The organism is Stenotrophomonas sp. 62841_Sma (genome assembly GCF_056482945.1).
In genome coordinates this window covers 2,918,058-2,945,050 of record NZ_CM151224.1, presented here as the reverse complement: position 1 = coordinate 2,945,050, position 26,993 = coordinate 2,918,058, and the positions used below count along the sequence as shown (strand labels likewise).

Genomic DNA, 26,993 nt, shown 5'->3' with positions numbered 1-26,993 from the left:
GTTAAAGGGTATGTGTCATATGAGTACTGACTGGTCAACTCAAGTTCTTCGGTTTGCGCTCGCATTGACCCTGTTCTTTTTTGGGGTGGGTCTAGCCTTCGCAGAAGGGAGGTGTCCTCCGGGCCAGTATCCGATTGGAGGGCAAGGGGTCGGCGGATGTGCGCCTATTCCTGCCGGTGGATCCGGGTCTGAAAGCCCGCGTCCAACTGGTCGATGGATTAAGACTTGGGGAGCCTTTGCCTCCTCGCCGTCCGGTATCGCCGGTGCGGCAAGTGGGTGGAGGAAGAAGGGCGACGCGTCAAACGCGGCAGTGAGATCCTGCTCTGATTCGGGCGGGAGGGATTGCAGGGTGAAGTTTACATATAAGAATCAGTGTGGGACGGCGGCTGTCTCGAAAACGGGCATCGGCGGGACGTTCTATTCTGCGGCTGCCACAAAGGAAGAGGCGTCAAGTCTGTCCCTGGCGCAATGTGGTGCTGCGTCCCAGGAGAGGTGTGAGGTTGTCATGTCCAATTGCACCGAGCCGGAGTTTGAGAAGTTTTGAATCACTGCCCGCATTTTCAGATGATGCGGCAGTAGAATTGCCCGCCATTGAGCGGGTCATTTCTTTTCTGCGCCGATCGAATCGCAAGTCCTAATCACGTGATCGGACCTCCGTACGGGTGTCAGCCTGAGCCTCATCTTTCTCACTATGGAGCTGCGTTGAAACATTCGACGTCCAACGCCTGTCGCACTTTGGTAGATGGATCTGAGTGCCTTGGGGTCATCACGAGGTGAACTCTCGAAGCTGAACTCGGGAGTTCGGTCCCGCGCTCGAAGTGCAGTCGTGGTAGAACGAGCCGACAGCCAGATCGCCAGTGCGTCAGGGGTGTCTGTCTCCAGGTGAGACTACTGATTGGCGATTGAGCCAAGTAGACAGCGACTCACGGTTATCGCTTTCTTTTTTAGTCAAAAGCGCTTCTCAATCAGAGTCCAGTTCAACGAGCAATCTCTCCTCGAAGTAGGCTGCGTGTGCGTCAAAAATGCTGACGCATCTGGGCCTCAAACGCAGGAGCATTTTCGTCGATGAGGACTCTGGCGACGAGCATTGCGGGTGACGCTGCGCGGCGCAGAAGGGCGGCATGGGCTTGATCCTGATGGACACTATTCTGACTATCCCCAATGGCGGCCATGTTCTTCCAGGGCACCTTGGGTAGCTTCATGGCATATTCGCAGGTAGGTGGCAGCCCGGTTGCGCAGGCGCCGGGTCCGAGCGGGCAGCCGCCGGGTAGTTATTACACGCCGGACAAGCCGTCGACGAGCGGTGGCAGTCAATCGGGTGGATCGACTTCAGTTGGGAGCAATGTCGTAGTCACTGGCAGCAACTCCACAGTTGGGTCAGGCAATTCTGATACTGGTCGTAAAGGCTTAGCTTCGAACTAGAGGCCGGAAATGAAGTCAATTCGTGTCTATTCAGGTGTAGTACTCCTGCTGGGTGTGGGAATCATTGCCTGCCAATTGCCACAGACGGCCAATGCAGAAGGTAGGTGTCCTCCTGGTCAGTATCCAATTGGCGGTCAGGGAGTCGGCGGCTGTGCTCCCATCCCAGGTGGTACCACTGGAGCAGGCCAAGCGTCGCCTGTTGCGACAGGGCGTTGGATCAAGACTTGGGGGGCCATCGCTTTAGCGAAGGGGGGCGATGTCGGCGTGGCTCTCGGTAAGCGAAAGAAGAGGGATGCGGCTTCGGAGTCCCTTGCTAATTGCGCACAGCGGGGGGCTACGGATTGCAGCGTGGTATTGGAGTTCAATAATCAATGTGCAGCATTCGTATCCCCCAGTGATGCAAGATTTGGTGGCTCCACGTTTGCGCGTGCGGCATCTGTTGATGCTGCGAGTAAGATGGCTGTGGATGCGTGCTTAAAACAGGGAAGCGATGGCTGTAAAGTGATTTATTCTGGATGCACCGAGCCTGAGTTTGAGGCCTTCTGAGGTTGCGCTTATGAGTTTCTGGCTGAAAACGTAGAAATGCCTGATTAGCCGGAAAAGACCAGGCACCGGAAGAGCAGATCGACAAGAGTCTGGCTTGGATGCAGGTGGCGCTGTCCAGTATTGATGGCATCAAGATTCTGAATGACCCTGGATTGCAGGAAGACAAGACCCGGGCCATTTGGTTCATCGGCCTCGGCACCGGCGGTCCAGCGGTAACTGCGGGTTCAATGCTTCTGCGCTACGAAGTAGCAATGGCGTTGTTCATCGGATTCGGGCCGTTGTTCATTCTTTGCCTTCTGTTCGACCAGACCAAGCAGTTGTTCCAGCGATGGTTGTTCTATGGCATCGGAACCATGTTCTCGATGGCGGTGCTGGCGGCAATGGTGTCGATCGCACTGGACATGGTAATTCGCGTGTCCGCCTTGTTCTGGGTGACGGCGCTGGTGAACAAGTTCCCGCTGATGGGCGCGTCCAGCGACGGCATGACCAGTCAGGCGATGCAGCAGGGCGGCATGGGATTGATCCTGACGACCCTGATTCTGACTGCGCCCCCAATGGCGGCCATGTTCTTCCAGGGCACCTTGGGTAGCTTCATGGCATATTCGCAGATAGGTGGCAGCCCTGTTGCGCAGGCGCCGGGCCCGAGTGGGCAGCCGCCGGGTAGTTACTACACGCCTCCGGCTCCAGAGAAGGGGAGCACCGGGCATGGAGCAAGCGGAGTGGGGCAGATGGGTAGATCAACTGGATCTCCACATGTTGCCGATACGCCGTCGGATACAGGCCGATTTGCCAAGGCACCTATTTAGCTCGCGGAGTTGCGCGTTGTCTGTGTAAGGAGAGTTGCCTGATGAGAATGATCCATTTGCTAGCGCCGTTGGTGTTCATGTTCGCCACATCGGCCCTTGAGGCTCGGGCTGAGGGGCGATGTCCTCCTGGGCAGTACCCGATCGGAGGGAAGGGAGTCGGTGGTTGCGCCCCGATTCCTGGAGGCGAAGGTGCAGCTACCAGTGGGCCCAGAGCGACGGGTAAATGGATCAAGACTTGGGGCGCAATATCATTGGCGCCGTCGGGCGCCTCTGGCTCCTCAACTGGGCGGGTACGGAAGACGGAGGCCGCTGAGGAAGCGCAGAGGAAGTGTGCTGAATCCGGCGGAGTGGGATGTAAGGTTACAATTACATATAAGAATCAATGCGTGGCCGCCGTTGTCGCCAGCTCGGGCACAGGTGGAACCACGCAGTTTGGTACCGGTGCAACGATCGAGAGTGCCACAGAGTTTGCCTCCCGCCTCTGTGCCTCGAAAGGAGGGAGCGATTGTGCTGCCGTCTATTCCGCTTGCTCTGAGCCGATCTTCGAGGAATTCTAAAAATCCTATCGCGAGTCTGTGGTCGTCCGACTGGCGTTCTGGCACAGTCCTTTATGGAAAGAATCTGGAAGATTTAATGTCAGGCAGGTCGAAATGGTGAGGTGCCCGGTAGTTGCGCGCTGACTCGGGCGTTTGGTGTAGAGGCGAATCGGCTTCCGTAACTCGGGTGCGTGATGGCGGAAGGATGAGTGACAGCGGATCAGATGCTGGATCTCGCATCGCCCAGGGATTGAGTGCGAGGCGGCTTGGAGACCAATCCTCAATGGCAAGGGGATTGGACGTGAAAAGGCGTCGTTCCGACCTGCGGTGAGGAAGTTTGGTGGCATGAAAGCACTTGACACCAAGCGACTCGAGAGTCTGGGGTGAGAGCCTGCGGCTGAAGAAGCTGCACGCCGAGAAGTTTGATCGAGAACGACGGCATCCAGAATGCGATGCGAAAGGCGCATCTTTCTTAGGGGGGGATGCCCGTTTGCTGCGCTGTGGAAAAGGGCCGCAAGACTACCGGATAATCACCGGCCGCAGCCGCGACTCGATGATGGTCCTGGTAACCAACATGGCGCGCGCAGCGTTGATTGTGGCCGTTGCCACCAGCATGGGCATGTTCGGGCGCGATCTTCATGAGTTCCTGACCGAGGACGTGAAGGGGCTGATCACCCACGTTGTCACTGGCAAGGATCAGAAGCCGGACGAGCAGATAGACAAGAGTCTGGCTTGGATGCAGGTGGCGCTGTCCAGCATTGATGGCATCAAGATTCCGATGACCCTGGATTGCAGGAAGACAAGACCCGGGCCATGTGGTTCATCGGCCTCGGCACAGGTGGTCCAGCGGTAACTGCGGGTTCAATGCTTCTGCGCTATGAAGTAGCAATGGCGTTGTTCATCGGATTCGGGCCGTTGTTCATTCTTTGCCTTCTGTTCGACCAGACCAAGCAGTTGTTCCAGCGATGGCTGTTCTACGGCATCGGAACCATGTTCTCGATGGCGGTGCTGGCGGCAATGGTGTCGATCGCACTGGACATGGTAATTCGCGTGTCCGCCTCGTTCTGGGTGACGGCGCTGGTGAACAAGTTCCCGCTGATGGGCGCGTCCAGCGACGGCATGACCAGTCAGGCGATGCAGCAGGGCGGCATGGGACTGATCCTGACGACCCTGATTCTGACTGCGCCCCCAATGGCGGCCATGTTCTTCCAGGGCACCTTGGGTAGCTTCATGGCATATTCGCAGATAGGTGGCAGCCCGGTTGCGCAGGCGCCGGGCCCGAGTGGGCAGCCGCCGGGTAGCTACTATTCGCCGGCCCAGACAAAGGATCATTCCAGTGCTTCATCGGTCAGTTCAGGCCACGGCGCGACTTCTGGTTACGGTATTGGGCGATCAGGTGAGATCAAGCAAGATACTGGAAAGTATGGGCAGGCTGGTGCCTAGCGTGAAATGACAGTGTCGATTGATAGAGGTGTAAGTATGAAGTGCATTGTCGTGCTTTTGCTGCTCGTTATTTCTAATGTGGCGTTGGCAGAAGGGCGGTGCCCCCCAGGTCAGTACCCGGTGGGAGGGCAGGGCGTAGGAGGTTGTGCGCCAATTCCGGGCGGTCAAACTGGTGGTGAGAGCAATGGCCCCACGCCAACTGGCAAGTGAGAAACCCGATGGGGTGCTTTGGCGCAAGACGCAGACCATCAAGTAGGCCAGAATTTGGCGATTGGTGTGGCAGAGGTCAAAAAATCAAAGAGAGAAGCCAGGTCTCTCGCGCTCTCTGAATGTCAGCGCATGGGGGGGCAGAAGTGTAAAGTTATTCTTGAGTACCACAATCAATGCGCCGCGCTAGCCGGCCCGGTGATTGGCTCAGTACCCCTGGCCGACGTGACAACCGTGGCGTATCGATCACCTAATGAAGAGGATGCGAAGGCGGAATCAGTGCGCCGTTGTGAATCCGAGGGTAAGGGGCGCAGTTGTACCGTTATCTACTCTGCGTGCAGCATGTCTGAGTTTAAGCCTTTCCGATGATGGAATCCTCGCGTTGGGTGAGCTTTGTTGCACGCCGAGGTTCTGCTTATTTGTTTTAGATGTGGCCTGCTGAGAAGCGGGCTATTTCTATTTCTCACTTCCGCCTAAGACATCGACTTTGCCTTTGGGGTTGGAATCGCTGGCCATAGGTATGGTGATTCGCGTGTCTGCGTCGTTCGGGGTGACAGCGCTGGTGAACAAGTTCCCGCTGATGGGCGCGTCCAGCGATGGCATGACCAGTCAGGCGATGCAGCAGGGCGGCATGGGATTGATCCTGACGACCCTGATTCTGACTGCGCCCCCAATGGCGGCCATGTTCTTCCAGGGCACCTTGGGTAGCTTCATGGCATATTCGCAGATAGGTGGCAGCCCTGTTGCGCAGGCGCCGGGCCCGAGTGGGCAGCCGCCGGGTAGCTACTACTCGCCGGATAAGCCGGAGAAGGGGCGTACTGCAGACGCCGGTGACTACAGTAATCAGTCAACAAGCCGCATGACATTGCCGCAGTCGGATGCAACAAGGATTGCGGAGACTGGCCAGCGAGCTGCTCATCCTGGTAGACAGTGATTTCAGGCGTATTGGAGAGTTAACGTGAAGCGCATTGTGATCTCCCTCTTTTGGATTTGTTCTGCTTTGTTCTTGCTTGTGACAGCAGATGTCCAAGCGGAGGGGCGCTGCCCGCCCGGACAGTATCCGATTGGCGGACAGGGGGTTGGTGGATGTGCGCCAATACTGGGCTCCAATGGAGGCGCTGCGGGGTCCAGTGGTCCGGTCGCGACAGGCCGCTGGATCAAAACCTGGGGAGCTATTGCAACCGCAGTAAGCACGGGCGATATGGGGGCATCAGTCGGAAGGCGTTCAAAGCAGGAAGCTGTGTCCGAGGCGCTTTCCCGTTGCGCGACCCATGGCGCTAGAGATTGCAAAGTCGGAACTACCTATAAGAACCAGTGCGTTGCATATGCTGATCCCGAGAGGGGGAGTAAGGGGCGCGTCTCCTATTCGGTTGCAGGCTCCAAGGAGGAGGCTACAAATCGAGTTTTGTCCCATTGCGCGGACATCGGTGGTGGGCAGTGCAAAGTTCTATATACAGATTGTTCTGAGCCGATCTTTGAGTCGTTCTAGTCTCATGGTTGCCGTGACATCCCGCCGAGATCGAGTGGCGCGACGGTCCTAGTGGGCAAATGTTCTTTTACTGCGCTGTGGAGAAGTGTTGCAAGGCTATCGAATCGTTACAGGCTGCAGCCGCGACTCGATGATGGTCCTGGTAACCAACATGGCGCGGGCAGCGTTGATTGTGGCCGTTGCCACCAGCATGGGCATGTTCGGGCGCGATAAGCAGCGCACGCTTTCCGCGCAACTTCAGGCCGGCGGGGCTGCGGGAGGCGATGCATCCCCGGCGCCATCCACCGCGGATCTGTTTTTCGGATAAGCCACCATTCACGTTAACTGCGCTTTTTCTGTGATCAAGTGCGCTTTTCATCCCAAGCTCCCTTCGACGAGCCCCGCCTCCTCGAAGTAAGCTGCGTGCGCGTCAAAATCCCGACGCATCGGTGCCATCGAACGCAGGAGCTTTTCCGTCCATGAGGACTCTGACGACCCACGATGCGGATGTTGATTGCGACCATCGCAGACGCCGCAGGGCCGGGGCTATCATCCGCCATGGTGGACACCGGAGCCTGCAGCGCAGCGCATGGTTTCCCGGTCGTCGCGCGGGTACTGGAAAGTCAGGATTGAAGGAGTCGCAGGGGATGCAGAAGGGGAGTGGCGTACACATGGACAATGCCTTGGCGTTCGTTCCGTCCGGCGCGAACCTGCTGGAGGCGGTACGCGGCGATCTCACCGGCAACGGGATCGACGACCAGTTGCTGGTGATCGATCAACCGGCACCCGACGGCTTGGTGCCCGGCGAGCACGGTCCTAACCGGGTGTTGTTGCTGCTGCTGGGTGACGCCGCGGGCCGATGGCAGTTGGCCGCGCGCAACGACAAGCTGGTGCCGTGCTCCACCCGTGGGGGCATTGCCGGCGACCCCTTCGCGTACGTGACCATCGAGGATGGCGCGTTCAGTGTGATCACCAACGGCGGGAGCCGTGAGCGCTGGAGCAGCATCTACACGTTCCGCTACGTTCCGGCCGACGAGGCCTGTTGGGTGCATGGCGTGCAGCGCAGGGTGGTCGACACCGAGACCGAGGCCAGTCATACACGCGATTTCTCGGCGGCCGAACTTGGTCGGGTGCGGTTCGAGGATTTCGATCCGTCCGTTGTCGCCGACGTGAGCTTGCCCTGAGTGCCATGCCTGTGAGGAGGCGGGAGTACCCAACGATGATCGAGCAGGAGTTTCACCGTGTCGCAGGATAGAGAGTCGCAGTTGCTGCGGCAGGCCACGGAGGCCGGCATCACCTCGTCCCGGGAACTGGCCAACTTCATGGCGCAGGCCGGGCACGAGTCCCGTGGCCTGAGCCGGCTCAATGAAAGTTTCAACTTCACCCGGGGTATCTCGCAGATCCCGGTGGAAGCGGCGTGGCGCAATGGCAACGCCGCGCTGGAGAGCGCCCGCCAGGAGGCGTTGCGCGGCCGTCCGGAGAATCTGGCCGAGCTGATGTACGGCGGGCGCATGGGCAATGATGCGCCCGGCGACGCATTGAAGTATCACGGTCGCGGCTATCTGCCGCTGGTCGGCAAGGAGAATTACGAGCGTGCCGGCAAGGCGCTGGATCTGGATCTGGTGAATCAACCGGAGCTGGCCGCGCAGCCTGAGCATGCGGGCCGTATTGCGGTGTGGCAGTGGCAGACGCGCGTGCCGGAGGCGGCGCGCGAGGATGTGCGCGAAGCGACACGCGCGATCAATGGTGGCCTGAACGGCATCGAGGCCCGCCAGCAGCGGTTCGATGTGTGGCAGCAGAAGCTGACACCTGATGTGATGGCGCGGCTGGAGCGGGGCGAAGTAGGGGCGCCGGCGCAGCAGGCCACCCTGCGCGACATGTCGCAGCCGGGCGAGCCGGGACACGCCCTGTTCCAGGGGGCACGCCAGCACCTGCAGCAGATGGGGGCGCAGAGCGGACTGCGCAGTGAGCAGGAACTGGACAACGCCGCCGGCGCGCTGGCGTTGAGCGCGCAGAAGGCCGGCCTGTCGCGTATCGATCATCTGCTGGCGGGCAACGACGGGCGCACGCTGTTTGCGGTGCAGGGCGCGCTGGGAGATCCGGCGATGCTGCGTGCGTCCGTTGACCGGGAGCAGGCCGCCCAGCAGCCGCTGGCGCAGAGCAGCCAGCAGTTGGCTGCCAGTGTCGCCCAGCAGGACCCGGCGGCCGCGCTCGCCCGCGAGCAGGAGCAGCGTTCTCGATCCCTGTAACACCTGATGCCGGCGGGCAGGGGACCCGCCGGCGCTTTACGTGCGACGCGTGGCGCCCTGTGGCGCCGATATGGAAACCCACTCGGAAGGACACCACATGCGAATCGTTCCCTCGAATGCCCGGCACGTCGCTGCCCGCTGCGATGCATCCGCGCGCCGCCTGCCGCCGCTCTGGCTGCTGTCACTTGGACTTGCCGCAGCGTCGGCACAGGCTCAGGCTCAGGAGACAGCGGCGCCCGTCGTGGAGGCGCCCATCGCCGCCGAGGCGATCGTTGACGCGCCTGCAGGGATGGCACCTGTTGCAGCGCCCATGGCCACCGAAACCGTTGTCGCGGTGCCGGCTCCCGATGTACCGGCTGCCGTGACACCTCCTGCGACACCAGTGGTGGACGCGCAGCCGGCGCCGGCTGCAGACCCGACGCCTGTGCCCGTTGCACCCGCAGCGGCGGCGCCTGTCGCTGCACCGCCTGCCGTCGTCGAGCCAGCCGTCCCGGCGGTAGCTCCCGCGCCACCCGCCTTGGTCATCGCGCCGTTGCCGCCCGAGCAGGCGACCGAGCGTGCGCTTGGTGCCCGCTGCCCGGTGGATCTTGCTGGGCGGCTGGCGGCCCAGGGCGAGCTGCTGATCGGCGCCTGCCAGGGCACGATGCCGGCGCATCTGGCCGCGCTGCTGGTCGCGCTGCCCCAGCAGGACATCCACCTGCCGCGCAGCTGGCGCGAGCGTGAGGTGCAACAGAAGGTTTGGTTCAAGGCGGTGCCGGGCTACGGCCAGCGCCCGGACTTCATCGCGCGGATGGGCGACATCTGGGTGCGCTCGCTGGAAGGACGCGACGCCGACAGCACGTTCTACCTGGTGTCGGCACCGTTCACCTGCAGCGACCGGGTCGCCAACCGCGATGAGTACGGCGCGGAGCCGGTACGTGTGCCAGCGGGTGACTGCCGCGAGGCCTATGTGGCCCAGCGTGTGTACCAGGTTCGCGGGGACGCCGCGCCGAGGGATGTGACCGCCGATGCCATGCCGGCCATGCCCCAACTGACGGAGGCCGATCGTGCACGGCAGCTGTCGCGCGAGGGCCGGATCAGCCTGGACCACAGCAAGTTGCAGTATGGCCCGGCCATGCGCTGGTTCGTGCAGTACCCGGAGACGGCGCAGAAGGGCGGTCCGCGTGCCTACAGTGACTGGAACCGCGAGCACCTGGCCTTCGTGGTCTGGACTGGGGATCGCTTCGAGCTGCGTGAGAAGGTCGCGCGGGCGCAGTGGCCCTGTGATCCGGTAGCACCGGGCGATCGCGCCTGTGGTGGCTTCCCGGATTCCGGGCCGGATCTGTTCGTGATCGCCGGTGCGTCCGCGCCGGTCGCGGCCTCCAGCCCCTGAGGCAGAGGGCCGAAGTGACGCGGGAGCTGGATTGACCGGCTCCCGCGCTGTTCATCAGGCCTGCATGCTGCGGGTCTGGTTCTGCTGTTGTTCCAGTTGTTGATCGCGGTCCTGTGCCAGGCGCTGTCCCGCAGCTTGCTGATCAATGCGCTGGCTGCTCTGCTCCAGCGGGGTGTTCATCGCCACGGCCGTGTCCACCGACACGCGCAGATGCGCCGGGTCGCCGCCCTGGCCCTGCACCGCGAAGCTGCGCGAGGCGTCGGCATTCATCACCACCTCGTCGATGCGCTTGCCGCCTGCAGCGTGCATCTCCGCCGCCAGGCTACCGGCCAACTGCGTACTCATCACATCCGGCACGCGGCCGACGCGAACGTCCTGCGCATGCACGCCACGGATCGCGTCGTTGAACAGCGGGTTGCCCAGGTGATTGGCATCGTCCATGCGCAGCATGCTGGTGTGATGGCCGTTCTTCTCTGCTTCGCGGCGTGCTGGTTCACCGGGCTGCAGCGGGCCGCGGATGTGGTCGTACAGATCGATGGCGCCGCCAGGGATGCCGCGTGCCGCGCGGGTGACGCCACGACGCAGTGATTCCACGTCGTCGCGGTACTCCTCGATCATCTTGGCGTTGTCTTTCGCCAGCTTCTGCGTTTCCGGGTGCTTCAGCACCGAGCCTTCGTCGAGAAAGTTGCCCAGCTTGTGTGCGCCGAACGAGTTGGTTGCCGCGATGATCGGGCGGTCCGGAATCAGATCACGCAGGGCATGATTGCTGAAGCCATTTGCCGCGAGCGTCTTGATCTCATCGGGCTTGGCGTAGATGCGGACCTGGCCGAAGTGCGGCGAGGCAGCGCTGACCGGATCGGAGGCCATGACGTGGTTGATCATGGTGTTGCCGCCTTCCGGAATGCGGTAGCTGAGGCTGACCGCGCCGTAGGCATTGAAGGTCTCGCCCTTGACGTTGAAGTGGTGCGAGGTGATCTGGGCCAGGGCACCGCCGAGGGAGTGGCCTGTGACGGTAACTTCGGGCGGACGTTGTCCGAGATCCTGCCCTTCCTTCTTGGCATAGGCGAGGGCGCGTTGAGTCAGCGCGATGGCGTCCGGAGCCTGCACGTTGGTGCGGGCAACGACCATGCCACCATCGGTCAGAATTGCATCGCGTGCGATCTGTTCGGTGCCGCGATGTGCGACGACAATTTCATGGGTGTCGACTCGCTGGTAGATCGTTCCCTGATAGCCGTTCAGTCGATTATCGACGTGCTCGAGGATCTTGTACTCATGCCCGTTGATCGCTACGAGCTCTTCCTTGCCAGGAGCGCGTCGACCGACCGCACGGTCCTTGTACACGTCGTCGGAAATGCCCGCGTAGTCTTGGCTGCTGAGGCTCATTGGCGGACCTCATTGGCTTCAAGTGAAGCCGAGAACAGCGCATTCTGAAGTTCAGGGCGGAATTTGGTGGGATCTTCCTGCCCGCTTGCGCCGTAGTCAGGAATCTCGTTCACGCGCGGATAGTCTGCACGAGGATAGTGGCGAGTTTCGGTCTCGCCTTTGACGAACGGCGCTGCCTCAATGAACGACAGGAAGCGCGTTTCACCCTCGGCGCCAGTGGCTTTCAGCATCGCACCGGCGCCGCTGAATTCCCACTTGCAGACGCCACGGCCGTAGTAGTCCTCGTCCAGCATGCGATCAAGGTACACGGTGCCGCGGTACTCGCCGTCGGCGACCTTGCGCAGCTCCACCGGCTCCTGGCTGGTGATGCGTGCGGCGGTACCGGTGGCCGGTTCGATGTGCCCGCACTGGTCTTCGTTGGTCACGTCGTACTGCGCGACACCTTCAACCACCGCGAACTCACCGGGTGCATCCTTCAGGCGAAGTACCAGTTCATAGGCCTTGCGCGGGCTGGGGTTGAGCTTGGCGAGGCCGCGCCCACCCTGGGCGACATCGGCTTCAGCAGCGGCACGTTCCTGGTTCATGGCGGTCTCCGGGTTGCAGGCGGTCAACAGAAGCAGAGCAAGGCACGGAATCATCTTGTGGCGCAATGTCGGCCTCCTTGGGGGTAGGGGTTGTGGAACTGGCGGCTCATGGCATGAGCTTCTGCACAGTGGTGGTGGTTGAGAACAGCGCGTCGCGCAGCTCTTCCTTGTACTCCGAAGGATTCTCTTTGCCGCTGGCAGGGTAGTTGGCAGCAAGCTCGGCGCGAGGATAGGCAACCCTCGGATAATAGAGAGTCAATGGGCTCCTCGCGTCCATGCGCTCCTTGTCGATGAACGTCAGGAATCGCGTATCCGCCTCGCCGGTCGTAGCGCGCAACATCGCACCGACTCCCGTCAGCGCCCAATGGCAGACACCACGCCCGTAGTAAACCTCGTCCTGCATGCGGTCGAGGTAGAACGTGCCGCGGTATTCGTTCTCGCCCACCTGGCGCAGTGCGATAGGTTCCTGACTGGTGATGCGGCCCGCAGTGCCCGTTGCAGGTACGATCCGCCCACATGCTGCATAGTTGCGTGCGTCGTACTGGGCAACGCCCTCGACCACCGCGAAGGGACCGGGGGCATCCTTCAGTGTCAGCACCAGCTCGTAGCCTTGCTGCGGTGATGGGTTGAGTTTGGCCAGGCCGCGCCCACCAGCGGCGACGTCGCGCTCGGCATCAGCATAGGGCGAGCATGCGGCCAGTGGGATAAGGGCGAGCAACGCCAGCAGCGGCTGCCTTTTCCTTTCAGGGAGCGCTACTCCCATGGCCTGATCCTGCATCGTGCGTCCATGTCCATATATCCTTCCTGGGTGACAGGTTTCTCGATTATGGAGCGTGTCAGGAACGCTGCGCCACCGCCGCGACGGCTTTTTGACGCGCGCGATGCGGTGTATTCCGGCGAATCGATTGCAGCACAGGGGATTCGGGCGTCGCGTTGGCCTTGCTGGCAGGGGCTGCTCGCGGTTGAATCTGCGACGTAAATCAATAATTCACGCACTCATCACATTATCAAAGGCGTTCTCTTGAACTGCATGATCCGCACCGAAACCACGGCTGACCACGCCGCCATCCATGCACTCACCTCGGCCGCCTTCCGCGAAGCCCCGCACAGCAGCCACACCGAGCAGTTCATCGTCGACGCCCTGCGCGCCCGCGGGGAGTTGAGCATTTCGCTGGTCGCCGAAACTCAGGGCCAGGTGGTCGGCCACATTGCCCTGTCGCCGGTGACGGTCAGCGATGGCAGCACGGGCTGGTTTGGCCTGGGCCCGATCTCGGTAGTGCCCGCGTGGCAGGGGCAGGGCATCGGTGCGGCCCTGATGCACGCCGCACTTGAAGCACTGCGTCAGCAGGGTGCACATGGCTGTGTATTGCTGGGCGAGCCGGCCTATTACGGGCGCTTCGGCTTCCGTGCCGAGCCGGGCCTGGTGTTGCCGGGCGTGCCGGCGGAGTACTTCCAGGCGCTTTGCCTGCAGCCTCCGCTGGCTCAGGGCGAGGTGCAGTACTCACCGGCCTTCGAGGCGACAGCCTGAGCCACGGCGGGCGTGCGCCCGCTCAGGGCGCGCGCCAGACGGTCGGTTCGGGTTGCGGTTTCGGAATGCGGTAGCCGCCGATATGCTCGAGAAGTTCATTGGTACGACGCTGCTCGACCAGTACCTCACGCAGCAGGTTGCGCACGGCGAAGATGGCGAACGGCACCAGGATCCAGGCCAGGCTGATGCCCAGCGCAAACAGGGTCAACAGGGCTTTTGCACCATCCATGTACGGCATTCCTTGATCGAAAGCAGCCACGCTAACACGCAGCTGCTGCCAACGGATGTCAGGCCTTATGCCGAAGGTGGATCAGCGGATACGGGCGGCCCTGCGAATCCAGCGGCGAACGACCGGTTTCGACAAAGCCCATGCGCAGGTAGAAGCCCACGGCCTGCGCGTTCTGTGCGTTGACGTCGGTGCTCAGCTGCGGGTGCAGGGCCAGTGCGTGCTGCAGCAGCTGCCGACCGATACCGGTGCCGCGCACGTCCGGATCGATGAACAGTGCTTCCATGTGGGTGCCGTCGATCAGCATGAAGCCCAGCGGCCGATCCTGTGCATCGACAGCAACGGTCATCGGCGCCTGCGGCAGGAAACCGGCGACTTCGGCATCGATCGCCAGGCGATCTTCAGTGCTGAGGAAGTCGTGGGTGGCGTCGACGGCGCGGCGCCAGAGATCGACAAGGGCGGCGCCGTCGTCGGCGCGAGAGGGACGGAGGGTGGTCATGTGTTCACCAAGGTGCTTGACAGGAATACGCATTGTGAAGCTTTCCGGCCGTGCCTGCAGGTGCGGGTTCATCCGGCGATGCGATGGCGGATGAAGGGACAGTAGGCAGTCGCTTCCGCGCGCAGCGCCACACCATCCTCGAAGTCCTCACTGTTGTTGAAGGGCACGGTCGGCCACTGCCGCCATCGCGACAGTCGCTCGCGGTAGGAAAGGGTGGCTGCAACCAATGCTTCGTCGTGGGCCTGCACGCGTTCCGCTGCAAGCCCTGAGCGCACGCCGTGCACCATATGCGGCTCCATCACCTCGAAGCCGACGTAGCGCAGGCTGTACATCAACGGCCACAGCAACAGCCGGGTATCGCCTTCGCGGCCATCGACCGCGCACGCCCGCGCCGAAGAGCCGGTGGTGACGCTCAGCAACGCACGCTTGCCCTGCATCACGCCGCGCTCGTGGCGTTGCCGGCTGTTGTACATCGGCCCGTAGACCAGCACGCGGTCCAGCCAGCCCTTGAGGATGGCCGGCGCCGCAAACCACCACAGTGGGAACTGCAGGATCACCAGGTCCGCGGCCTGCAGCAGCTGCAGGTGATGCCGCACATCGGCGGGCAACTGGTCGTGTTCGGCGCTGTAGCGTTGTTCGCGCTGGGCATCGAAGCGCTCGGGCTGCAGGCGCCGTGGATGGTGCCAGGCCGCTTCCAGCGGATCGAAGCCTTCTGCATACAGGTCGACCATGTCCACCTGCAGATGGTCGTGCCGCAGCTGCTCGGCCGCCTGCATGGCCAGGTGGGCATTGAAGGAACGGGGTTCGGGGTGGGCCAGCAGGATCAGGGCGCGCATGGGGCGAGGTGTTCGTGGAGTGTGCGACCATCCTCGCGATGCCGGCATGCCCCGGCAATTACGCACTTTGAGGTAACCATGGCCTTTCCCGGTGATGTCTATGCCGCCGACTGCTCGGCGCGCGATGCGCTGGCACTGATCTCCGGCAAGTGGGTGATGCTGCTGCTGCCGGCATTGGCCGAGGGCCCGCAACGCAATGGTGCGCTGCTGCGGAAGATCGAAGGCATCTCGCAGAAGGTGCTGACCCAGACCCTGCGGCAGCTGGAGCGCAACGGCCTGATCGAGCGCTGCGATCTGGGCGGCAAGCCACTGCACGTGGAGTACCGGTTGACCGAGGTTGCGTGCAGTCTGGTCGACACCCTGACCGCGCTGGACCGTTGGGCCGAGCACAATTTCCCGGCGCTGGACGCTGCCCGCGAGCGCTTCGACGCGCGCTAGCGGCGCCTGCACGGCTGCGGGCGTACAATGCGGCCCCGGCGGCCATCCTGGCCCTGCAGACACGCGAGAACCGCCATGACCGACGCCCTGGGTGTGCCGGTGCACGACACCGACGAACACTGGATGCGCCACGCGCTGGCGCTGGCCGAGCGCGCACAACGCGAGTTCGACGAGATCCCGGTGGGTGCAGTGCTGGTCGGTGCCGACGGCCAACTGCTGGGCGAGGGCTGGAACCTCAACATCGCCTCGCATGACCCCAGCGCACACGCCGAGATCGTGGCCATGCGGGCGGGCGGAAAATTGCTGGCGAACCATCGCCTGCTTGGCAGCACGCTGTATGTGACCCTGGAGCCGTGTGCGATGTGCGCAATGGCGATCGTGCACGCGCGCGTTGCACGGTTGGTCTACGGTGCCAGCGACCCCAAGACCGGTGCCTGCGGCAGCGTGTTCGACCTCATTGGCGATGCCCGCCACAACCACCGGGTGGAGATCCACGGTGGGGTGCTGGCCAAGGAAGCCAGCATGCGCCTGACCAACTATTTCCGCGCCAAGCGCGGCAAGCCTCCGCTGCTGCTGGAAGACCACGCCGGCGAGGGCTGAGGGGCTAAAGGGTATGATGGGCGCCTCTTTCCATCACCGGTAGGCCGCGCGCCTGCCCAGCAACGAGGCGACACATGGCGGACAACGGCGCGGCCAACGAACGACTGATCTGGATCGACCTGGAAATGACCGGGTTGGATACCGACAACGATTCGATCATCGAGATCGCCACCGTAGTCACTGACGCCCAGCTCAACGTGCTGGCCGAAGGTCCGGAATTCGCCATCCACCATCCGCTGGAAACGCTGGAAGCGATGGACGAGTGGAACCGCAACCAGCACCGCCGTTCGGGCCTGTGGCAGCGCGTGGTGGACAGCACGGTGACCCTTGCCCAGGCTGAGGCGCAGACGGTGAATTTCCTGGCGCAGTGGATCCCGGCCGGCCTGTCGCCGATGTGCGGCAACTCCATCTGCCAGGACCGCCGCTTCCTGCACCGCCAGATGCCGCGCCTGGAGAAGTACTTCCACTACCGCAACCTGGACGTGTCCACGGTGAAGGAGCTGGCCAAGCGCTGGGCGCCGACCGTGGCCGCTGGCGTTGGCAAGAACAGCAACCACACCGCGCTGAGCGACGTGCACGATTCGATTGCCGAGCTGCGCCACTATCGCCAGTTCATGGGGGCGCTGTCGGGGTTGCCCACGGCCTGAACAACGACGCCGGGCATGGCCCGGCGCTACCGGGTGACACGCGAACTGGTAGTGCCGGCCGCTGGCCGGCAATTCAGCGGCCTTCGTGAGGTGTATCAGGTTGCCGGCCAGCGGCCGGCACTACCCTCCGTTCAACTCCCTGGCGCTAAGATCGGCGCCATGAACGAGCCCATCCTGCTTCCCCGCGACATTGCCCACGACGCCCGCGACTGGTCTGACCTGCAACGGGCGGTGGCCCTGCTGGAAGCGCCGACCCTGACCGCGCGCATGGCCAATCTGGTCGGCACGCCGCTGGAGTTCGCGGTGAAGGCGCTGCCCAACTCGGTCTCCAACCGCATCCATGGCGCCGTGCAGGCGGCGCTGACCAAGTCGGCGCAGGCAGCGCTGTGGAGCATGGACAACACCCCCGGCAAGGGGGCGTCCACCCGCTGGCACAAGTTGGCCGCAGCGACCTCCGGTGCGGTGGGCGGCGCCTTTGGCTTTGCCGCGCTGTTCATCGAACTGCCAGTGTCGACCACCATCATGATGCGCGCCGTGGCCGACGTGGCTCGCAGCGAAGGCTTCGACCTGTCCGAGTTCAGTACCCGCCAGGCCTGCCTGGAGGTGTTCGCGCTGGGCGGCAACTCGCCGCGCGATGACGCCAGCGAGACGGGCTATTACCTGGCCCGCGGCTTCACCACCGATGTGATGCGCCATCTGTCGGCCGAGCTGGCCGGGCGCGTGGTGACCGGCCGCGATCTCACCCTGGGCGTAGCGCCGAAGGAAGCCGGCAAGCTGCTGGCGAAGATGGTGGAGAAGGTGGCGGCGCGCTTCGGCGTGGTGGTCACCGAGAAATTCGCCGCACAGGCGGTGCCGATCGTGGGTGCCGCTGCCGGTGCGACGTTGAACACCATGTTCACCGACTACTACCAGGACATGGCGCGCGGCCACTTCATCGTGCGCCGGCTGGAGATCAAGTACGGCGAAGACGTGGTGCGCACCTGTTATGACCGCGTGGCGCATGGCACGATCAGGATGGAACCCCGCCTGGAGTAGATCCACGCCATGCATGGATGAGCCTTCATGCCAGGCCATCCTTGCCTGCCGGGCACAACTGTTTTGCCATAACACGCCTGTTGCCTTTCGCAGGCGGTCCCCATTCTTGCTGGCACTCCCCCCGCAAGAGATGTCCGTCATGTTGTTCACCTCCCACCGCCTGGGCGCCTTGACCCTGCCCAACCGAATCGTCATGCCGCCGATGACCCGCTCGCGCGCTGCCGACGGCAACGTTGCCACCGCGGAAATGGCCGTCTACTACGCGCAGCGGGCCAGCGCGGGCCTGATCGTCAGCGAAGGGACCCAGATCAGCCCGCAGGGCCAGGGTTATGCCTGGACCCCGGGCATCCACAGTGGCGAGCAGGTGCAGGGCTGGCGCCAGGTGACCGACGCCGTGCACGCTGCGGGCGGTCGCATCTACGCCCAGTTGTGGCACGTGGGTCGGGTCTCGCACGTCGCGCTGCAGCCCGGCGGTGCCGCGCCTGTGTCGTCGTCGGCGCTGCTGGCCGAGGGCGTGAAGGTGTTTGTCGACCCCACCGGCGCCGGCCCGAAAGCGGGCGTGGGCGAGATGATCCAGCACTCGATGCCGCGCGCGCTGGCCGAGGCCGAGATTCCGGGCATCATCGCCGATTACGCGCAGGCCACCCGCAATGCGCTGGCCGCCGGCTTCGATGGTGTCGAGCTTCACGGTGCAAATGGCTATCTGATCAACCAGTTCATCGACTCGCAGGCCAACCAGCGCAGCGACGGCTATGGCGGCTCGCTGCAGAACCGGCTGCGTTTCCTGCGCGAGGTCGTGCAGGCGGTGACTGCAGAAGCCGGTGGTGAGCGCGTTGGCGTGCGCCTGGCGCCGCTGACTACCCTGCAGGGCGCGGTGGACGATACGCCGCAGGCCACCTACCTGGCGGCGGCACACCTGCTGGGCGAGCTGGGCGTGGGCTACCTGCACATCGCCGAGGCCGACTGGGATGACGCACCGCTGATGCCAGTGGCGTTCAAGCAGGCGCTGCGCATGGTCTACCCAGGCACCCTGATCTACGCCGGCAAGTACACCGCCGAGCGCGCCGAGCAGGCACTGGCTGAAGGCTGGGCCGACCTGATCGGCTTCGGTCGCCCGTTCATCGCCAATCCCGACCTGCCCGAGCGCCTGCGTCTGGGGGCGGAGCTGAACCCGCCGGATCGCGCAACGTTCTTCGGCGGTGGTGCGGTCGGGTTCACCGATTACGCGACGCTGGAAGAAAGCGTCGCCGCCTGATCCCGGAGGTTGCCGGCCAGCGGCCGGCACTACCAGGGTGCGCGGGGCAGGGTAGTGCCGGCCGCTGGCCGGCATTTCTGTTTGTGATCAGGGCTTGTCGCGCACCAGCGCGTCGGCCTCGACCACGCCGCCATCCTTGCCATGCAGGTACAGGTGCATGTCCTGCTGCGGATACGGGATGTTGATGCCGGCCTTGTCGAAGCCCAGCTTGAGCTGTTCCAGCAGCGTGACCTTGGTACCGAACCAGTCGGCCGACTTCACGTAGCAGCGGATGCCAAGATTGATCGCGTGCGCGCCCAGTTCGTACACCACTACGTCCGGTGCCGGTGTCTGCAACACGCGCGGGTCGGCCTTCATCAGCGCCAGCGCGGTGTCGCGCGCCAGCTGGATGTTGTCTTCATAGCCGATGCCCACCACCAGTTCGACGCGGCGGGTCGGCTCGGCGGTCAGGTTGATGATCGGCGCAGCGGTGATCAGCGTGTTCGGAATGGTGGTGTGCTGATTGTCGGCACCGGTGATGACGGTCTGGAAGATGCGCACTTCGCGCACCGTGCCGGTCTGTCCGGCCACCGTCACTACATCACCGACGCGGAACGGGCGCAGCGTCACCAGCATCACGCCCGAGGCGATGTTGGACAGCGAATCCTTCAGTGCCAGGCCAACCGCAAGCCCGGCGGTGCCGAGCACAGCCAGCAGCGGGGTGATCTGCACGCCCAGCGTGCCGATCGCCAGTACCACCACGATCACCAGCGACGCGGCGTACACCACGTTGCGCAGGAAGTTGCCCAGCATCGGGTCCACGCCCATGCGCGCGGTGGCGCGTGGCATCGCGTTGGACAGGCGTCGCGCCACCCACATGCCGACCAGCAGCACCACGATCGCGGCCAGCAATGGCACGCCGTAGGTCTCCAGCAGGCGTTCCCAATCGAGCGAGTGGAACCAGGGTGTTGCGGCGGGGGCGGGTGGGGCAGTGGCAATCATGCGGGCTCCTTTGCAGCGGGGGAGGTGGCGCGCGCAGACGCCAGAAACAACAAGCCCCGCAGAGGCGGGGCTTGCATGCAGCTGAAGTATGGGCCGGCGCCGATGAAAGCGACGTCAGCCCTCAGCAATCACGGTCTCAGCCGTTCGCCTTCAGCTTGGCCAGGCGCAGCCAGGTATCGACCACGGTGTCCGGGTTCAGCGACACCGACTCGATGCCTTCCTGCATCAGCCATTCGGCCAGATCCGGATGATCGGACGGGCCCTGGCCGCAGATGCCGACGTACTTGCCCTTGGCACGTGCCGACTTGATCGCCATCGACAGCAGCTTCTTCACCGCCGGGTTACGTTCGTCGAACAGGTGCGCGACGATCGACGAATCGCGGTCCAGGCCCAGGCTGAGCTGGGTCAGGTCGTTGGAGCCGATCGAGAAGCCATCGAAGATTTCCAGGAACTCATCGGCGAGCAGTGCGTTGGACGGCACTTCGCACATCATGATGATCTTCAGGCCGTTCTCGCCCTGCTTCAGGCCGTTCTGTTCCAGCACCTCGATGACCTTGCGGCCTTCTTCCAGGGTGCGCACAAACGGAATCATGACCCACAGGTTGTCCAGGCCCATTTCGTTGCGCACGCGCAGCACGGCCTTGCACTCCAGCGCGAAGGCGGCCGAGAAACTCGGATCGACGTAACGGCTGGCGCCGCGGAAGCCGATCATCGGGTTCTCTTCGTGCGGCTCGTAGTTGCTGCCGCCGATCAGGTTGGCGTACTCGTTGGACTTGAAGTCCGACAGGCGCACGATCACGGCGTTCGGTGCGACCGAGGCGGTGAGGGTGGCGATGCCTTCGGCCAGGCGATCCACGTAGAAGCTGACCGGATCACCGTAACCGGCGATCTTCTCGTCGATCTTCTTCTTGGTTGCCGCATCCTGGCGGTCGTATTCCAGCAGCGCGTTCGGGTGGATGCCGATGTGGCTGGCGATGATCATTTCCAGACGGGCCAGGCCGATGCCGGCGTTCGGCAGCTGGCCGAAGTCGAAGGCACGTTCCGGGTTGGCCACGTTCATCATGATCTTCAGCGGTGCCGGCGGCATGTTGCCCAGATCGGTGGTGGTGCGCTCGAAGCCCAGCTTGCCTTCGTAGATGAAGCCGGTATCGCCTTCAGCGCAGCTGACGGTGACCAGCTGGCCATCTTCGATGACCTTGGTGGCGTTGCCCGAACCGACCACGGCCGGCACGCCCAGCTCGCGCGCGATGATCGCGGCATGGCAAGTACGGCCACCGCGATTGGTGACGATGGCCGAAGCGCGCTTCATCACCGGTTCCCAATCGGGATCGGTCATGTCGGCGATCAGCACGTCGCCCGGCTGCACGCGGTTCATGTCGTCCAGCGTCTTCACCACGCGGGCCACGCCCGAACCGATCTTGGCACCGACGGCGCGGCCCTCGGCCAGCACGTTGCCGCCCTTTTCAGTCAGCGCGAAACGCTCGATCTGGGTGGCATGGCTGCGCGACTTCACCGTTTCCGGGCGCGCCTGCACGATGAACAGCTTGCCGCTGACACCGTCCTTGGCCCACTCGATGTCCATCGGGCGGCCGTAGTGCTTTTCGATGACCAGCGCCTGCTTGGACAGTTCCTGCACGTCCTCGTCGCTGATCGAGAAGGTGTTGCGCAGTTCGACCGGGGTGTCCTCGATCCTGACGCGCTCACCCGGAACATCCGAATACACCATGCGGATGGCCTTGCTGCCGAGCGAGCGGCGCAGGATCGCCGGCTTGCCGGCCTGCAGGGTGGGCTTGTAGACGTAGTACTCGTCCGGGTTGACCGCGCCCTGCACGACCATTTCGCCCAGGCCGAAGGACGAGGTGACGAACACCACATCGCGGAAGCCGGACTCGGTGTCCAGGGTGAACAGTACGCCGGAGGAACCGACGCCCGAACGCACCATCAGCTGCACGCCGGCGGACAGGAACACGTCTTCATGCTTGAAGCCGTGGTGCACGCGGTAGGCGATGGCACGGTCGTTGTACAGCGAGGCGAACACTTCCTTGACCTTGTGCACGACGTCGTCGGCACCGGTGACGTTGAGGAAGGTTTCCTGCTGGCCGGCGAAGGAGGCATCCGGCAGATCCTCGGCGGTGGCCGACGAACGCACGGCCACGGCCACGTCGCCGCCGCCATTGTCGGCGCTCAGCTGGGCGTAGGCGGTGCGGATGTCCTGGTCCAGCTGCGGCTGCAGCGGGGCATCGATCACCCAGGTGCGGATTTCCTTGCCCGCTGCGGTCAGCGCGTTGACGTCCTCGACGTCCAGCGTGGCCAGCTTGTCGAAGATGCGCTTGGACAGATCGTTGTGCGCGATGAAGTCCTTGAAGGCTTCAGCGGTGGTGGCATAACCGCCCGGCACCGAAACGCCCAGACCGGCCAGGTTGCCGATCATCTCGCCCAGCGACGAATTCTTGCCGCCTACGCGGGCCAGATCGGCCAGACGCAGTTCGTGCAACCACAGGATGTTCTCGTTCAAGCGCGATGCTCCGTTTGGCCATCGCCCGAGGCGGGCTGGAATGGCCGCGTCCGTAGGAAGAAGCCGATATGATGCCGGGCAGAGTACCGTCGGCACAAGCTTGTGCTGGCGGCCTTTTTAGGCTTCGTAGGGGGTAAAAGCGCGCATGTCGACCATCCGTCCGGTGTTCTATGTTTCCGATGGAACCGGTATCACCGCTGAAACCATTGGGCATAGCCTGCTCACCCAGTTCTCCGGGTTCAGCTTCATTACCGATCGCATGTCGTTTGTCGACGACCCCGAAAAAGCGCGTGAAGCCTGTGCCCGGATCCAGGCGGCAGGGGAGCGGTACCAGGTCCGGCCGATCGTGGTGAACTCCTGCGTGGACCAGAGCCTGAGCCTGATCCTGGCCGACAGCGGGGCGCTGATGCTGGATGTGTTCGCACCGTTCATCGAGCCGCTGGAGCGTGAACTGGCCAGTCCGCGCCTGGCCCGGGTCGGCCAGGCCCACGGCATGGTCGATTTCGACACCTACCACCGCCGCATCAACGCGATGAACTTCGCCCTGACCCATGACGACGGCATCGCGGTGAACTACGACGATGCCGACGTGATCCTGGTGGCGGTGTCACGCGCCGGCAAGACGCCCACCTGCATCTACCTGGCCCTGCATTACGGGGTGCGCGCGGCCAATTACCCGCTGACCGACGAAGACCTGGAAAGCGACCGCCTGCCGCCACGCCTGCGCAACTACCGGCGCAAGCTGTTCGGCCTGACCATCGACCCGGACCGGCTGCAGCAGATCCGCCAGGAGCGCCGCCCGAACTCGCGCTACGCAAACCTGGACACCTGCAAGCGCGAGGTGGCTGCGGCCGAGGTGATGTTCCAGATGGAGCGGATCCCGACCCTGAGCACCACCCATACCTCGATCGAGGAGATTTCCAGCAAGGTGCTGGCCACGCTGGGGCTGCAGCGCGAGCTGTATTGATCCTCATCTGGTAGAGCCGGCCGCTGGCCGGCTGGTGGATGAACCCTCGGCCGCGATGCAGGGCTGCCGGCCAGCGGCCGGCACTACCCAGGGGTTGGCTTGCACGTGCGCGCCCCCACGTTGAAGCACCAACGTGTAGGATCGACCCATGGCCCGAGCCTTGCCCCGCACCGAACGCATTCCCCGCCTGAGCCGGCTGAGCTGGCTCATGGGCCTGTACGCGGAAAACTACCGCCATCTGGTGCGTCTGTTCGAACCGGCCGGACTGGTGGCGGGCAGCTACATTTCCTCGATCGGCGACGGCCTGGATGTCCGCCTGGACGTGATCGAGTGCCACCGCTACACGGTGGAACTGCGCCTGACCTACGACCTGGCCGACCCGGTCACCGGTGAGCCGGATCCGTCGGCCTATGTGCGTCTGTACCGTGACGCGCGCCAGGCCGAGACCACCCATTGCTACGTCGGCCGCCGCTGGCAGGACACGATGGGCCTGTACCCGCCGCCGGCGGAGCTGATCAGCCACCGCATGCGGATGAACACCTTCCTCGGCAAGTGGCTGGAATACCTGGCTGAGCGTGGCCACGGTGTCGCCACCCTGCGCCGCGATCCCGACGGCGCCAGTGCGCCTGCCGAGCGTCGCCTGTCGCTGGTGCGCTGATCGGCCATAATCCACGGCTGACCTGCCGCTGGATGCTGCCCCATGCCGTACACCCCGATCGTCGCCACCCTGGGCTATGTGCTGTCGCCTGATCGTCGCCAGGTGCTGATGATCCACCGCAATACCCGTCCCGGTGACCACCACCTGGGCAAGTACAACGGCCTGGGCGGCAAGATCGAAGCGGACGAGGATGTGGCGGCCAGCATGCGCCGCGAGATCGCCGAGGAAGCCGGCATCGACTGCACCGGCATGCGCCTGCGCGGCACCATCAGCTGGCCAGGCTTCGGCAAGCACGGCGAGGATTGGCTGGGTTTCGTGTTCGTCATCGATGGATTCGAGGGCACCCCGCACGGCGGCAACCACGAAGGCACGCTGGAGTGGGTGGACCTGGACAAGCTGGACACCCTGCCGATGTGGGAGGGCGACCGCAACTTCCTGCCGCTGGTGTTCGACGCCGACCCGCGCCCGTTCCACGGCGTGATGCCGTACAAGGACGGGCGTATGGTGAGCTGGTCCTTCAGCCGCCTGTGAGCCGGGAAATCGGGTAGCTGCCAACCTTTGGTCGGCACGCTCTTCTGGCAAATTAATACCCGGGCAATATTGACGGCGGAGAATTACCCGGGCAATATTCGCGCATCGCCTCTGATGCCGTTGCCATGCCTGCGTCCCGACTTCCTCCCTTCAGTTGTTTCGACGGCCATCGCCTGGTCGCTTCCGGTACGCCGGAAGTGGCCGCGCTGGCGTTGAAGCAGCTGCGTGTCGACAACGCTGCCGGTCCGCTGCTGGTGTTCGACAACGCCACCGGCCGCACCCGTGATTTCGATACGCGTGGCAGCGACGCAGAACTCCGGGCGCGGGTAAACGAAGCGTTTCCCGCCGCCGTGGGGACGGATGCCGACGTCACTGCCGAAGAGGCGCCCGCAACCCCACGTGGCCGTGGCCGCCCCAAGCTGGGTGTGGTCGCCCGAGAAGTGACCTTGCTGCCGCGCCATTGGGCGTGGCTGGCCGAGCAGCCTGGCGGTGCCTCGGTGGTGCTGCGCAGGCTGGTGGAGGCGGCCAGCCGTGCCGGTGCTGACAAGGACCGCCAGCGTCGTGACAGCGAGCGTGCCTATCACTTCCTGCAGGCCATCGCCGGTGACCTGCCGGGTTTCGAGGAGGCGATCCGTGTCCTGTTCGCGCATGACCGCGCGGGCCTGGAAGCGGCGTTGCGGAGTTGGCCCGCGGATGTGTGCGCCCACGCTCTGCGCCTGGCCTTCGACGATCCTGCGGACCACGCCGACGGCTGAGCCATCGCGCCGTTGCTGAGCGACGGCCCCACCTGACCGCGGGTCCAGGCCCGCTTCCCCTGTGCGTGCTTTGCTGGCGGAAACGCCGGGCAGGGCGGCGCCTTGCCCAGAGAACCCCATGAGCCCCCCTGTACATCCGATACCTCCGGCAGCACCCCCGCTGTGGCGCACCTATCTGACCCTGCTGCTGCCGATGCTGCTGACCAATGCGCTGCAGCTGGCCGCAGGCACGCTGGACAACATCTACCTCGGCCATCTGCTCGGCACACAGGCAGTGGCTGCAGCGGCTGCGTTCTTTCCGGTCTTCTTCCTGCTGTTGGCCCTGGTAATGGGCCTGGCGACCGGTGCGATGGTGCTGATCGGCCAGGCCTGGGGCGCGGGCCGCCCGCAGCAGGCACGCGCCGTGGCTGGCAGCGCGGTGGCGCTGATCCTGCTGCTGTCGGTGCTGGTGATGGCTGTGGGCGGCGGCTTCGCGCCACAACTGCTGGTGGCGTTGGGCACGCCGGCAGCGGTCCTCAGTGAGTCCATTGTCTACGCACGCGTGCTGTTGCTGACGGCACCGGTGTTCTTCCTGCTGTGGCTGGCCACTGCGGTGAGCCGCGCGGTGGGCGATGCGAAGACACCGCTGCATGCGCTGCTGCTGGCAACGGTGGTCGGCCTGCTGTGCACGCCGCTGCTGATCCTCGGCTGGGCCGGCCTGCCGCAGCTGGGTTCGGCCAGTGCGGCAGTCTCGGCGGCGTTTGCCTCGCTGCTGGCCCTGGCCTGGCTTATGTGGCGCTGGCAGAGGATGGGGCACCCGTTGGCGCCGGGACGTGAGCTGCTGCGTGCCATCCGTTTCGATGGCGTGCTCATCCGCGCGATGCTGCGCATCGGCGTACCGTCATCGCTGCAGATGCTCAGCCTGGCCATTGCCGAAATCGTGTTGCTGGGCTGGATCAACCGCTACGGCTACACGGCCACGGCCGCCTACGGTGCGGTCAACCAGTTGATGAGCTGGGTGCAACTGCCTGCGATGTCGCTGGGCATTACCGCCACCATCCTCGCGGCGCATGCGATGGGCGCGGGGCGTACGGCACGGCTGCCCGCCATCGCTCGCACCGGTGTGCTGCTTGGGCTGGCGATGCTGAGCGTGGTGGTGCTGCTGGTGATGGCGCTGGCGCCCTGGCTGACCGGGCTGATCCTGGCGGCCGCAGAGGTGCGCGAATTGGCCGCATCGCAGCTGCGCACGGTGGTATGGGGCGTGCTGGCGATGGGAGGCAGCGCGGTGCTGGTCGGGGTAATGCGCGGCAGCGGCACGGTTTTGCTGCCAGCGTTGCTGGGCATGGCAGCGGTACTGCTGCTGGAGCTGCCGTTGGCGATGTGGTTGCAGGCGCGGCATGGTTTGGCCGGCCTGTGGTGGGCGTGGCCGCTGGGGTTGCTGGCGATGCTGGTGATGCAGGTGTTCTGCTTCGCGCGTTGGCGGCGCCGGGTGCAGGCTGGGTAGTGCCGGCCGCTGGCCGGCAACGC

The 26,993-nt window shown here is 64.0% G+C and carries 30 protein-coding genes and 2 pseudogenes; 22 read left to right on the top strand and 10 right to left on the bottom strand.

The window, feature by feature from the left end; all coding sequences use genetic code 11:
• Positions 1 to 10 precede the first annotated feature (10 nt).
• The gene (locus ACZK5G_RS13855; protein WP_478463792.1) at positions 11 to 544 is read left to right on the top strand and encodes a DUF4189 domain-containing protein; all 534 of its coding nucleotides are present in this window, start codon (positions 11 to 13) and stop codon (positions 542 to 544) included.
• 472 nt (positions 545 to 1,016) lie between these two features.
• Here the strand turns inward: ACZK5G_RS13855 and ACZK5G_RS13850 are convergent, their stop codons facing one another.
• A complete protein-coding gene (locus tag ACZK5G_RS13850) occupies positions 1,017 to 1,202 on the bottom strand; it encodes a hypothetical protein (RefSeq protein ID WP_175392836.1) in 186 nt (61 codons plus the stop codon).
• A 229-nt stretch (positions 1,203 to 1,431) separates the two neighbouring features.
• On the opposite strand from ACZK5G_RS13850, the gene ACZK5G_RS13845 reads away from it, so the two are divergent.
• The 7 genes and pseudogenes from ACZK5G_RS13845 to ACZK5G_RS13815 all read left to right on the top strand — a co-directional run bounded on the left by ACZK5G_RS13845 (position 1,432) and on the right by ACZK5G_RS13815 (position 6,449).
• Complete coding sequence (locus ACZK5G_RS13845) at positions 1,432 to 1,968, top strand: DUF4189 domain-containing protein (RefSeq protein WP_478463790.1); 537 nt, start codon at positions 1,432 to 1,434, stop codon at positions 1,966 to 1,968.
• 44 nt (positions 1,969 to 2,012) lie between these two features.
• Positions 2,013 to 2,774, top strand: a pseudogene (locus ACZK5G_RS13840) (type IV secretion system protein); the annotation flags it as partial.
• A gap of 41 nt (positions 2,775 to 2,815) precedes the next feature.
• Positions 2,816 to 3,331 (top strand): DUF4189 domain-containing protein, encoded by a 516-nt coding sequence (locus ACZK5G_RS13835; RefSeq protein WP_126930121.1) that lies wholly within the window; start codon positions 2,816 to 2,818, stop codon positions 3,329 to 3,331.
• Between the two features lie 493 nt (positions 3,332 to 3,824).
• Positions 3,825 to 4,753 (top strand): annotated as a pseudogene (locus ACZK5G_RS13830) (TrbL/VirB6 family protein); the annotation flags it as partial.
• Positions 4,754 to 5,029: 276 nt separating this feature from the next.
• A complete protein-coding gene (locus tag ACZK5G_RS13825) occupies positions 5,030 to 5,329 on the top strand; it encodes a DUF4189 domain-containing protein (protein WP_478466519.1) in 300 nt (99 codons plus the stop codon).
• A 163-nt stretch (positions 5,330 to 5,492) separates the two neighbouring features.
• Complete coding sequence (locus ACZK5G_RS13820; protein ID WP_478463788.1) at positions 5,493 to 5,894, top strand: hypothetical protein; 402 nt, start codon at positions 5,493 to 5,495, stop codon at positions 5,892 to 5,894.
• 267 nt (positions 5,895 to 6,161) lie between these two features.
• Positions 6,162 to 6,449, top strand: a complete 288-nt coding sequence (locus ACZK5G_RS13815; RefSeq protein WP_332838308.1) for a DUF4189 domain-containing protein — start codon at positions 6,162 to 6,164, stop codon at positions 6,447 to 6,449.
• Positions 6,450 to 6,516: 67 nt separating this feature from the next.
• Here ACZK5G_RS13815 and ACZK5G_RS13810 read toward each other — a convergent pair whose 3' ends face one another.
• Positions 6,517 to 6,807, bottom strand: a complete 291-nt coding sequence (locus tag ACZK5G_RS13810; protein ID WP_478463787.1) for a hypothetical protein — start codon at positions 6,805 to 6,807, stop codon at positions 6,517 to 6,519.
• A 268-nt stretch (positions 6,808 to 7,075) separates the two neighbouring features.
• Between ACZK5G_RS13810 and ACZK5G_RS13805 the strand changes: the two genes are divergently transcribed.
• The 3 genes from ACZK5G_RS13805 (at position 7,076) to ACZK5G_RS13795 (ending at position 10,049) form a co-directional block, all read left to right on the top strand.
• Positions 7,076 to 7,612 carry a hypothetical protein gene (locus ACZK5G_RS13805; RefSeq protein ID WP_032129521.1) on the top strand — a complete coding sequence of 179 codons (537 nt, stop codon included), beginning with the start codon at positions 7,076 to 7,078 and terminating at the stop codon, positions 7,610 to 7,612.
• A 57-nt stretch (positions 7,613 to 7,669) separates the two neighbouring features.
• Positions 7,670 to 8,677, top strand: coding sequence for an XVIPCD domain-containing protein (locus tag ACZK5G_RS13800; RefSeq protein WP_478463786.1), 1,008 nt, complete (start codon positions 7,670 to 7,672; stop codon positions 8,675 to 8,677).
• A 97-nt stretch (positions 8,678 to 8,774) separates the two neighbouring features.
• Complete coding sequence (locus ACZK5G_RS13795) at positions 8,775 to 10,049, top strand: hypothetical protein (protein WP_478463785.1); 1,275 nt, start codon at positions 8,775 to 8,777, stop codon at positions 10,047 to 10,049.
• Positions 10,050 to 10,103: 54 nt separating this feature from the next.
• Here the strand turns inward: ACZK5G_RS13795 and ACZK5G_RS13790 are convergent, their stop codons facing one another.
• From ACZK5G_RS13790 to ACZK5G_RS13780, 3 genes are read right to left on the bottom strand one after another with little or no spacing between them, the layout of a single operon-like run.
• Positions 10,104 to 11,432, bottom strand: a complete 1,329-nt coding sequence (locus ACZK5G_RS13790) for an XVIPCD domain-containing protein (protein WP_478463783.1) — start codon at positions 11,430 to 11,432, stop codon at positions 10,104 to 10,106.
• Positions 11,429 to 12,082 (bottom strand): hypothetical protein, encoded by a 654-nt coding sequence (locus ACZK5G_RS13785; protein WP_423163059.1) that lies wholly within the window; start codon positions 12,080 to 12,082, stop codon positions 11,429 to 11,431. The genes ACZK5G_RS13790 and ACZK5G_RS13785 overlap by 4 nt, the downstream gene beginning before the upstream one ends.
• Positions 12,083 to 12,122: 40 nt before the next feature.
• Complete coding sequence (locus ACZK5G_RS13780) at positions 12,123 to 12,779, bottom strand: hypothetical protein (protein ID WP_478463782.1); 657 nt, start codon at positions 12,777 to 12,779, stop codon at positions 12,123 to 12,125.
• Positions 12,780 to 13,037: 258 nt separating this feature from the next.
• Between ACZK5G_RS13780 and ACZK5G_RS13775 the strand changes: the two genes are divergently transcribed.
• Positions 13,038 to 13,544 (top strand): GNAT family N-acetyltransferase, encoded by a 507-nt coding sequence (locus ACZK5G_RS13775; RefSeq protein ID WP_478463781.1) that lies wholly within the window; start codon positions 13,038 to 13,040, stop codon positions 13,542 to 13,544.
• 22 nt (positions 13,545 to 13,566) lie between these two features.
• On the opposite strand, the gene ACZK5G_RS13770 is transcribed toward ACZK5G_RS13775, so the two are convergent.
• The 3 genes from ACZK5G_RS13770 to ACZK5G_RS13760 all read right to left on the bottom strand — a co-directional run bounded on the left by ACZK5G_RS13770 (position 13,567) and on the right by ACZK5G_RS13760 (position 15,105).
• Positions 13,567 to 13,773, bottom strand: a complete 207-nt coding sequence (locus ACZK5G_RS13770; protein WP_478463780.1) for a hypothetical protein — start codon at positions 13,771 to 13,773, stop codon at positions 13,567 to 13,569.
• A 58-nt stretch (positions 13,774 to 13,831) separates the two neighbouring features.
• Entirely contained in the window at positions 13,832 to 14,269 is a 438-nt protein-coding gene (locus ACZK5G_RS13765) for an acetyltransferase (RefSeq protein WP_032129515.1), read from the bottom strand.
• A 68-nt stretch (positions 14,270 to 14,337) separates the two neighbouring features.
• Entirely contained in the window at positions 14,338 to 15,105 is a 768-nt protein-coding gene (locus ACZK5G_RS13760; RefSeq protein ID WP_478463778.1) for an NAD(P)H-dependent oxidoreductase, read from the bottom strand.
• Between the two features lie 78 nt (positions 15,106 to 15,183).
• Here ACZK5G_RS13760 and ACZK5G_RS13755 point away from each other — a divergent pair, with 78 nt between their 5' ends.
• The 5 genes from ACZK5G_RS13755 (at position 15,184) to ACZK5G_RS13735 (ending at position 19,080) form a co-directional block, all read left to right on the top strand.
• Complete coding sequence (locus tag ACZK5G_RS13755; protein WP_121503573.1) at positions 15,184 to 15,543, top strand: winged helix-turn-helix transcriptional regulator; 360 nt, start codon at positions 15,184 to 15,186, stop codon at positions 15,541 to 15,543.
• 75 nt (positions 15,544 to 15,618) lie between these two features.
• Positions 15,619 to 16,143, top strand: coding sequence for a tRNA adenosine(34) deaminase TadA (gene tadA, locus ACZK5G_RS13750; RefSeq protein ID WP_049422446.1), 525 nt, complete (start codon positions 15,619 to 15,621; stop codon positions 16,141 to 16,143).
• A 74-nt stretch (positions 16,144 to 16,217) separates the two neighbouring features.
• The gene (gene orn / locus ACZK5G_RS13745) at positions 16,218 to 16,790 is read left to right on the top strand and encodes an oligoribonuclease (RefSeq protein WP_012511426.1); all 573 of its coding nucleotides are present in this window, start codon (positions 16,218 to 16,220) and stop codon (positions 16,788 to 16,790) included.
• 159 nt (positions 16,791 to 16,949) lie between these two features.
• Positions 16,950 to 17,825 (top strand): EcsC family protein, encoded by an 876-nt coding sequence (locus ACZK5G_RS13740; RefSeq protein WP_478463776.1) that lies wholly within the window; start codon positions 16,950 to 16,952, stop codon positions 17,823 to 17,825.
• A gap of 139 nt (positions 17,826 to 17,964) precedes the next feature.
• Positions 17,965 to 19,080 (top strand): alkene reductase, encoded by a 1,116-nt coding sequence (locus ACZK5G_RS13735; protein ID WP_478463774.1) that lies wholly within the window; start codon positions 17,965 to 17,967, stop codon positions 19,078 to 19,080.
• An 87-nt stretch (positions 19,081 to 19,167) separates the two neighbouring features.
• Here ACZK5G_RS13735 and ACZK5G_RS13730 read toward each other — a convergent pair whose 3' ends face one another.
• Both ACZK5G_RS13730 and ppsA read right to left on the bottom strand, forming a co-directional pair.
• A complete protein-coding gene (locus tag ACZK5G_RS13730) occupies positions 19,168 to 20,061 on the bottom strand; it encodes a mechanosensitive ion channel family protein (RefSeq protein WP_049462143.1) in 894 nt (297 codons plus the stop codon).
• A 136-nt stretch (positions 20,062 to 20,197) separates the two neighbouring features.
• Positions 20,198 to 22,576, bottom strand: a complete 2,379-nt coding sequence (gene ppsA, locus ACZK5G_RS13725) for a phosphoenolpyruvate synthase (protein WP_014037623.1) — start codon at positions 22,574 to 22,576, stop codon at positions 20,198 to 20,200.
• Positions 22,577 to 22,721: 145 nt separating this feature from the next.
• Here ppsA and ppsR point away from each other — a divergent pair, with 145 nt between their 5' ends.
• The 5 genes from ppsR (at position 22,722) to ACZK5G_RS13700 (ending at position 26,970) form a co-directional block, all read left to right on the top strand.
• Positions 22,722 to 23,543 (top strand): posphoenolpyruvate synthetase regulatory kinase/phosphorylase PpsR, encoded by an 822-nt coding sequence (gene ppsR / locus ACZK5G_RS13720; protein ID WP_006452040.1) that lies wholly within the window; start codon positions 22,722 to 22,724, stop codon positions 23,541 to 23,543.
• 148 nt (positions 23,544 to 23,691) lie between these two features.
• Positions 23,692 to 24,201, top strand: coding sequence for a DUF1249 domain-containing protein (locus tag ACZK5G_RS13715; RefSeq protein WP_032130357.1), 510 nt, complete (start codon positions 23,692 to 23,694; stop codon positions 24,199 to 24,201).
• Positions 24,202 to 24,243: 42 nt separating this feature from the next.
• A complete protein-coding gene (locus ACZK5G_RS13710) occupies positions 24,244 to 24,732 on the top strand; it encodes an NUDIX hydrolase (RefSeq protein WP_049462146.1) in 489 nt (162 codons plus the stop codon).
• A gap of 125 nt (positions 24,733 to 24,857) precedes the next feature.
• A complete protein-coding gene (locus ACZK5G_RS13705) occupies positions 24,858 to 25,487 on the top strand; it encodes a DUF2239 family protein (RefSeq protein WP_478463773.1) in 630 nt (209 codons plus the stop codon).
• A 118-nt stretch (positions 25,488 to 25,605) separates the two neighbouring features.
• Entirely contained in the window at positions 25,606 to 26,970 is a 1,365-nt protein-coding gene (locus tag ACZK5G_RS13700) for an MATE family efflux transporter (RefSeq protein WP_478463772.1), read from the top strand.
• Positions 26,971 to 26,993 lie beyond the last annotated feature (23 nt).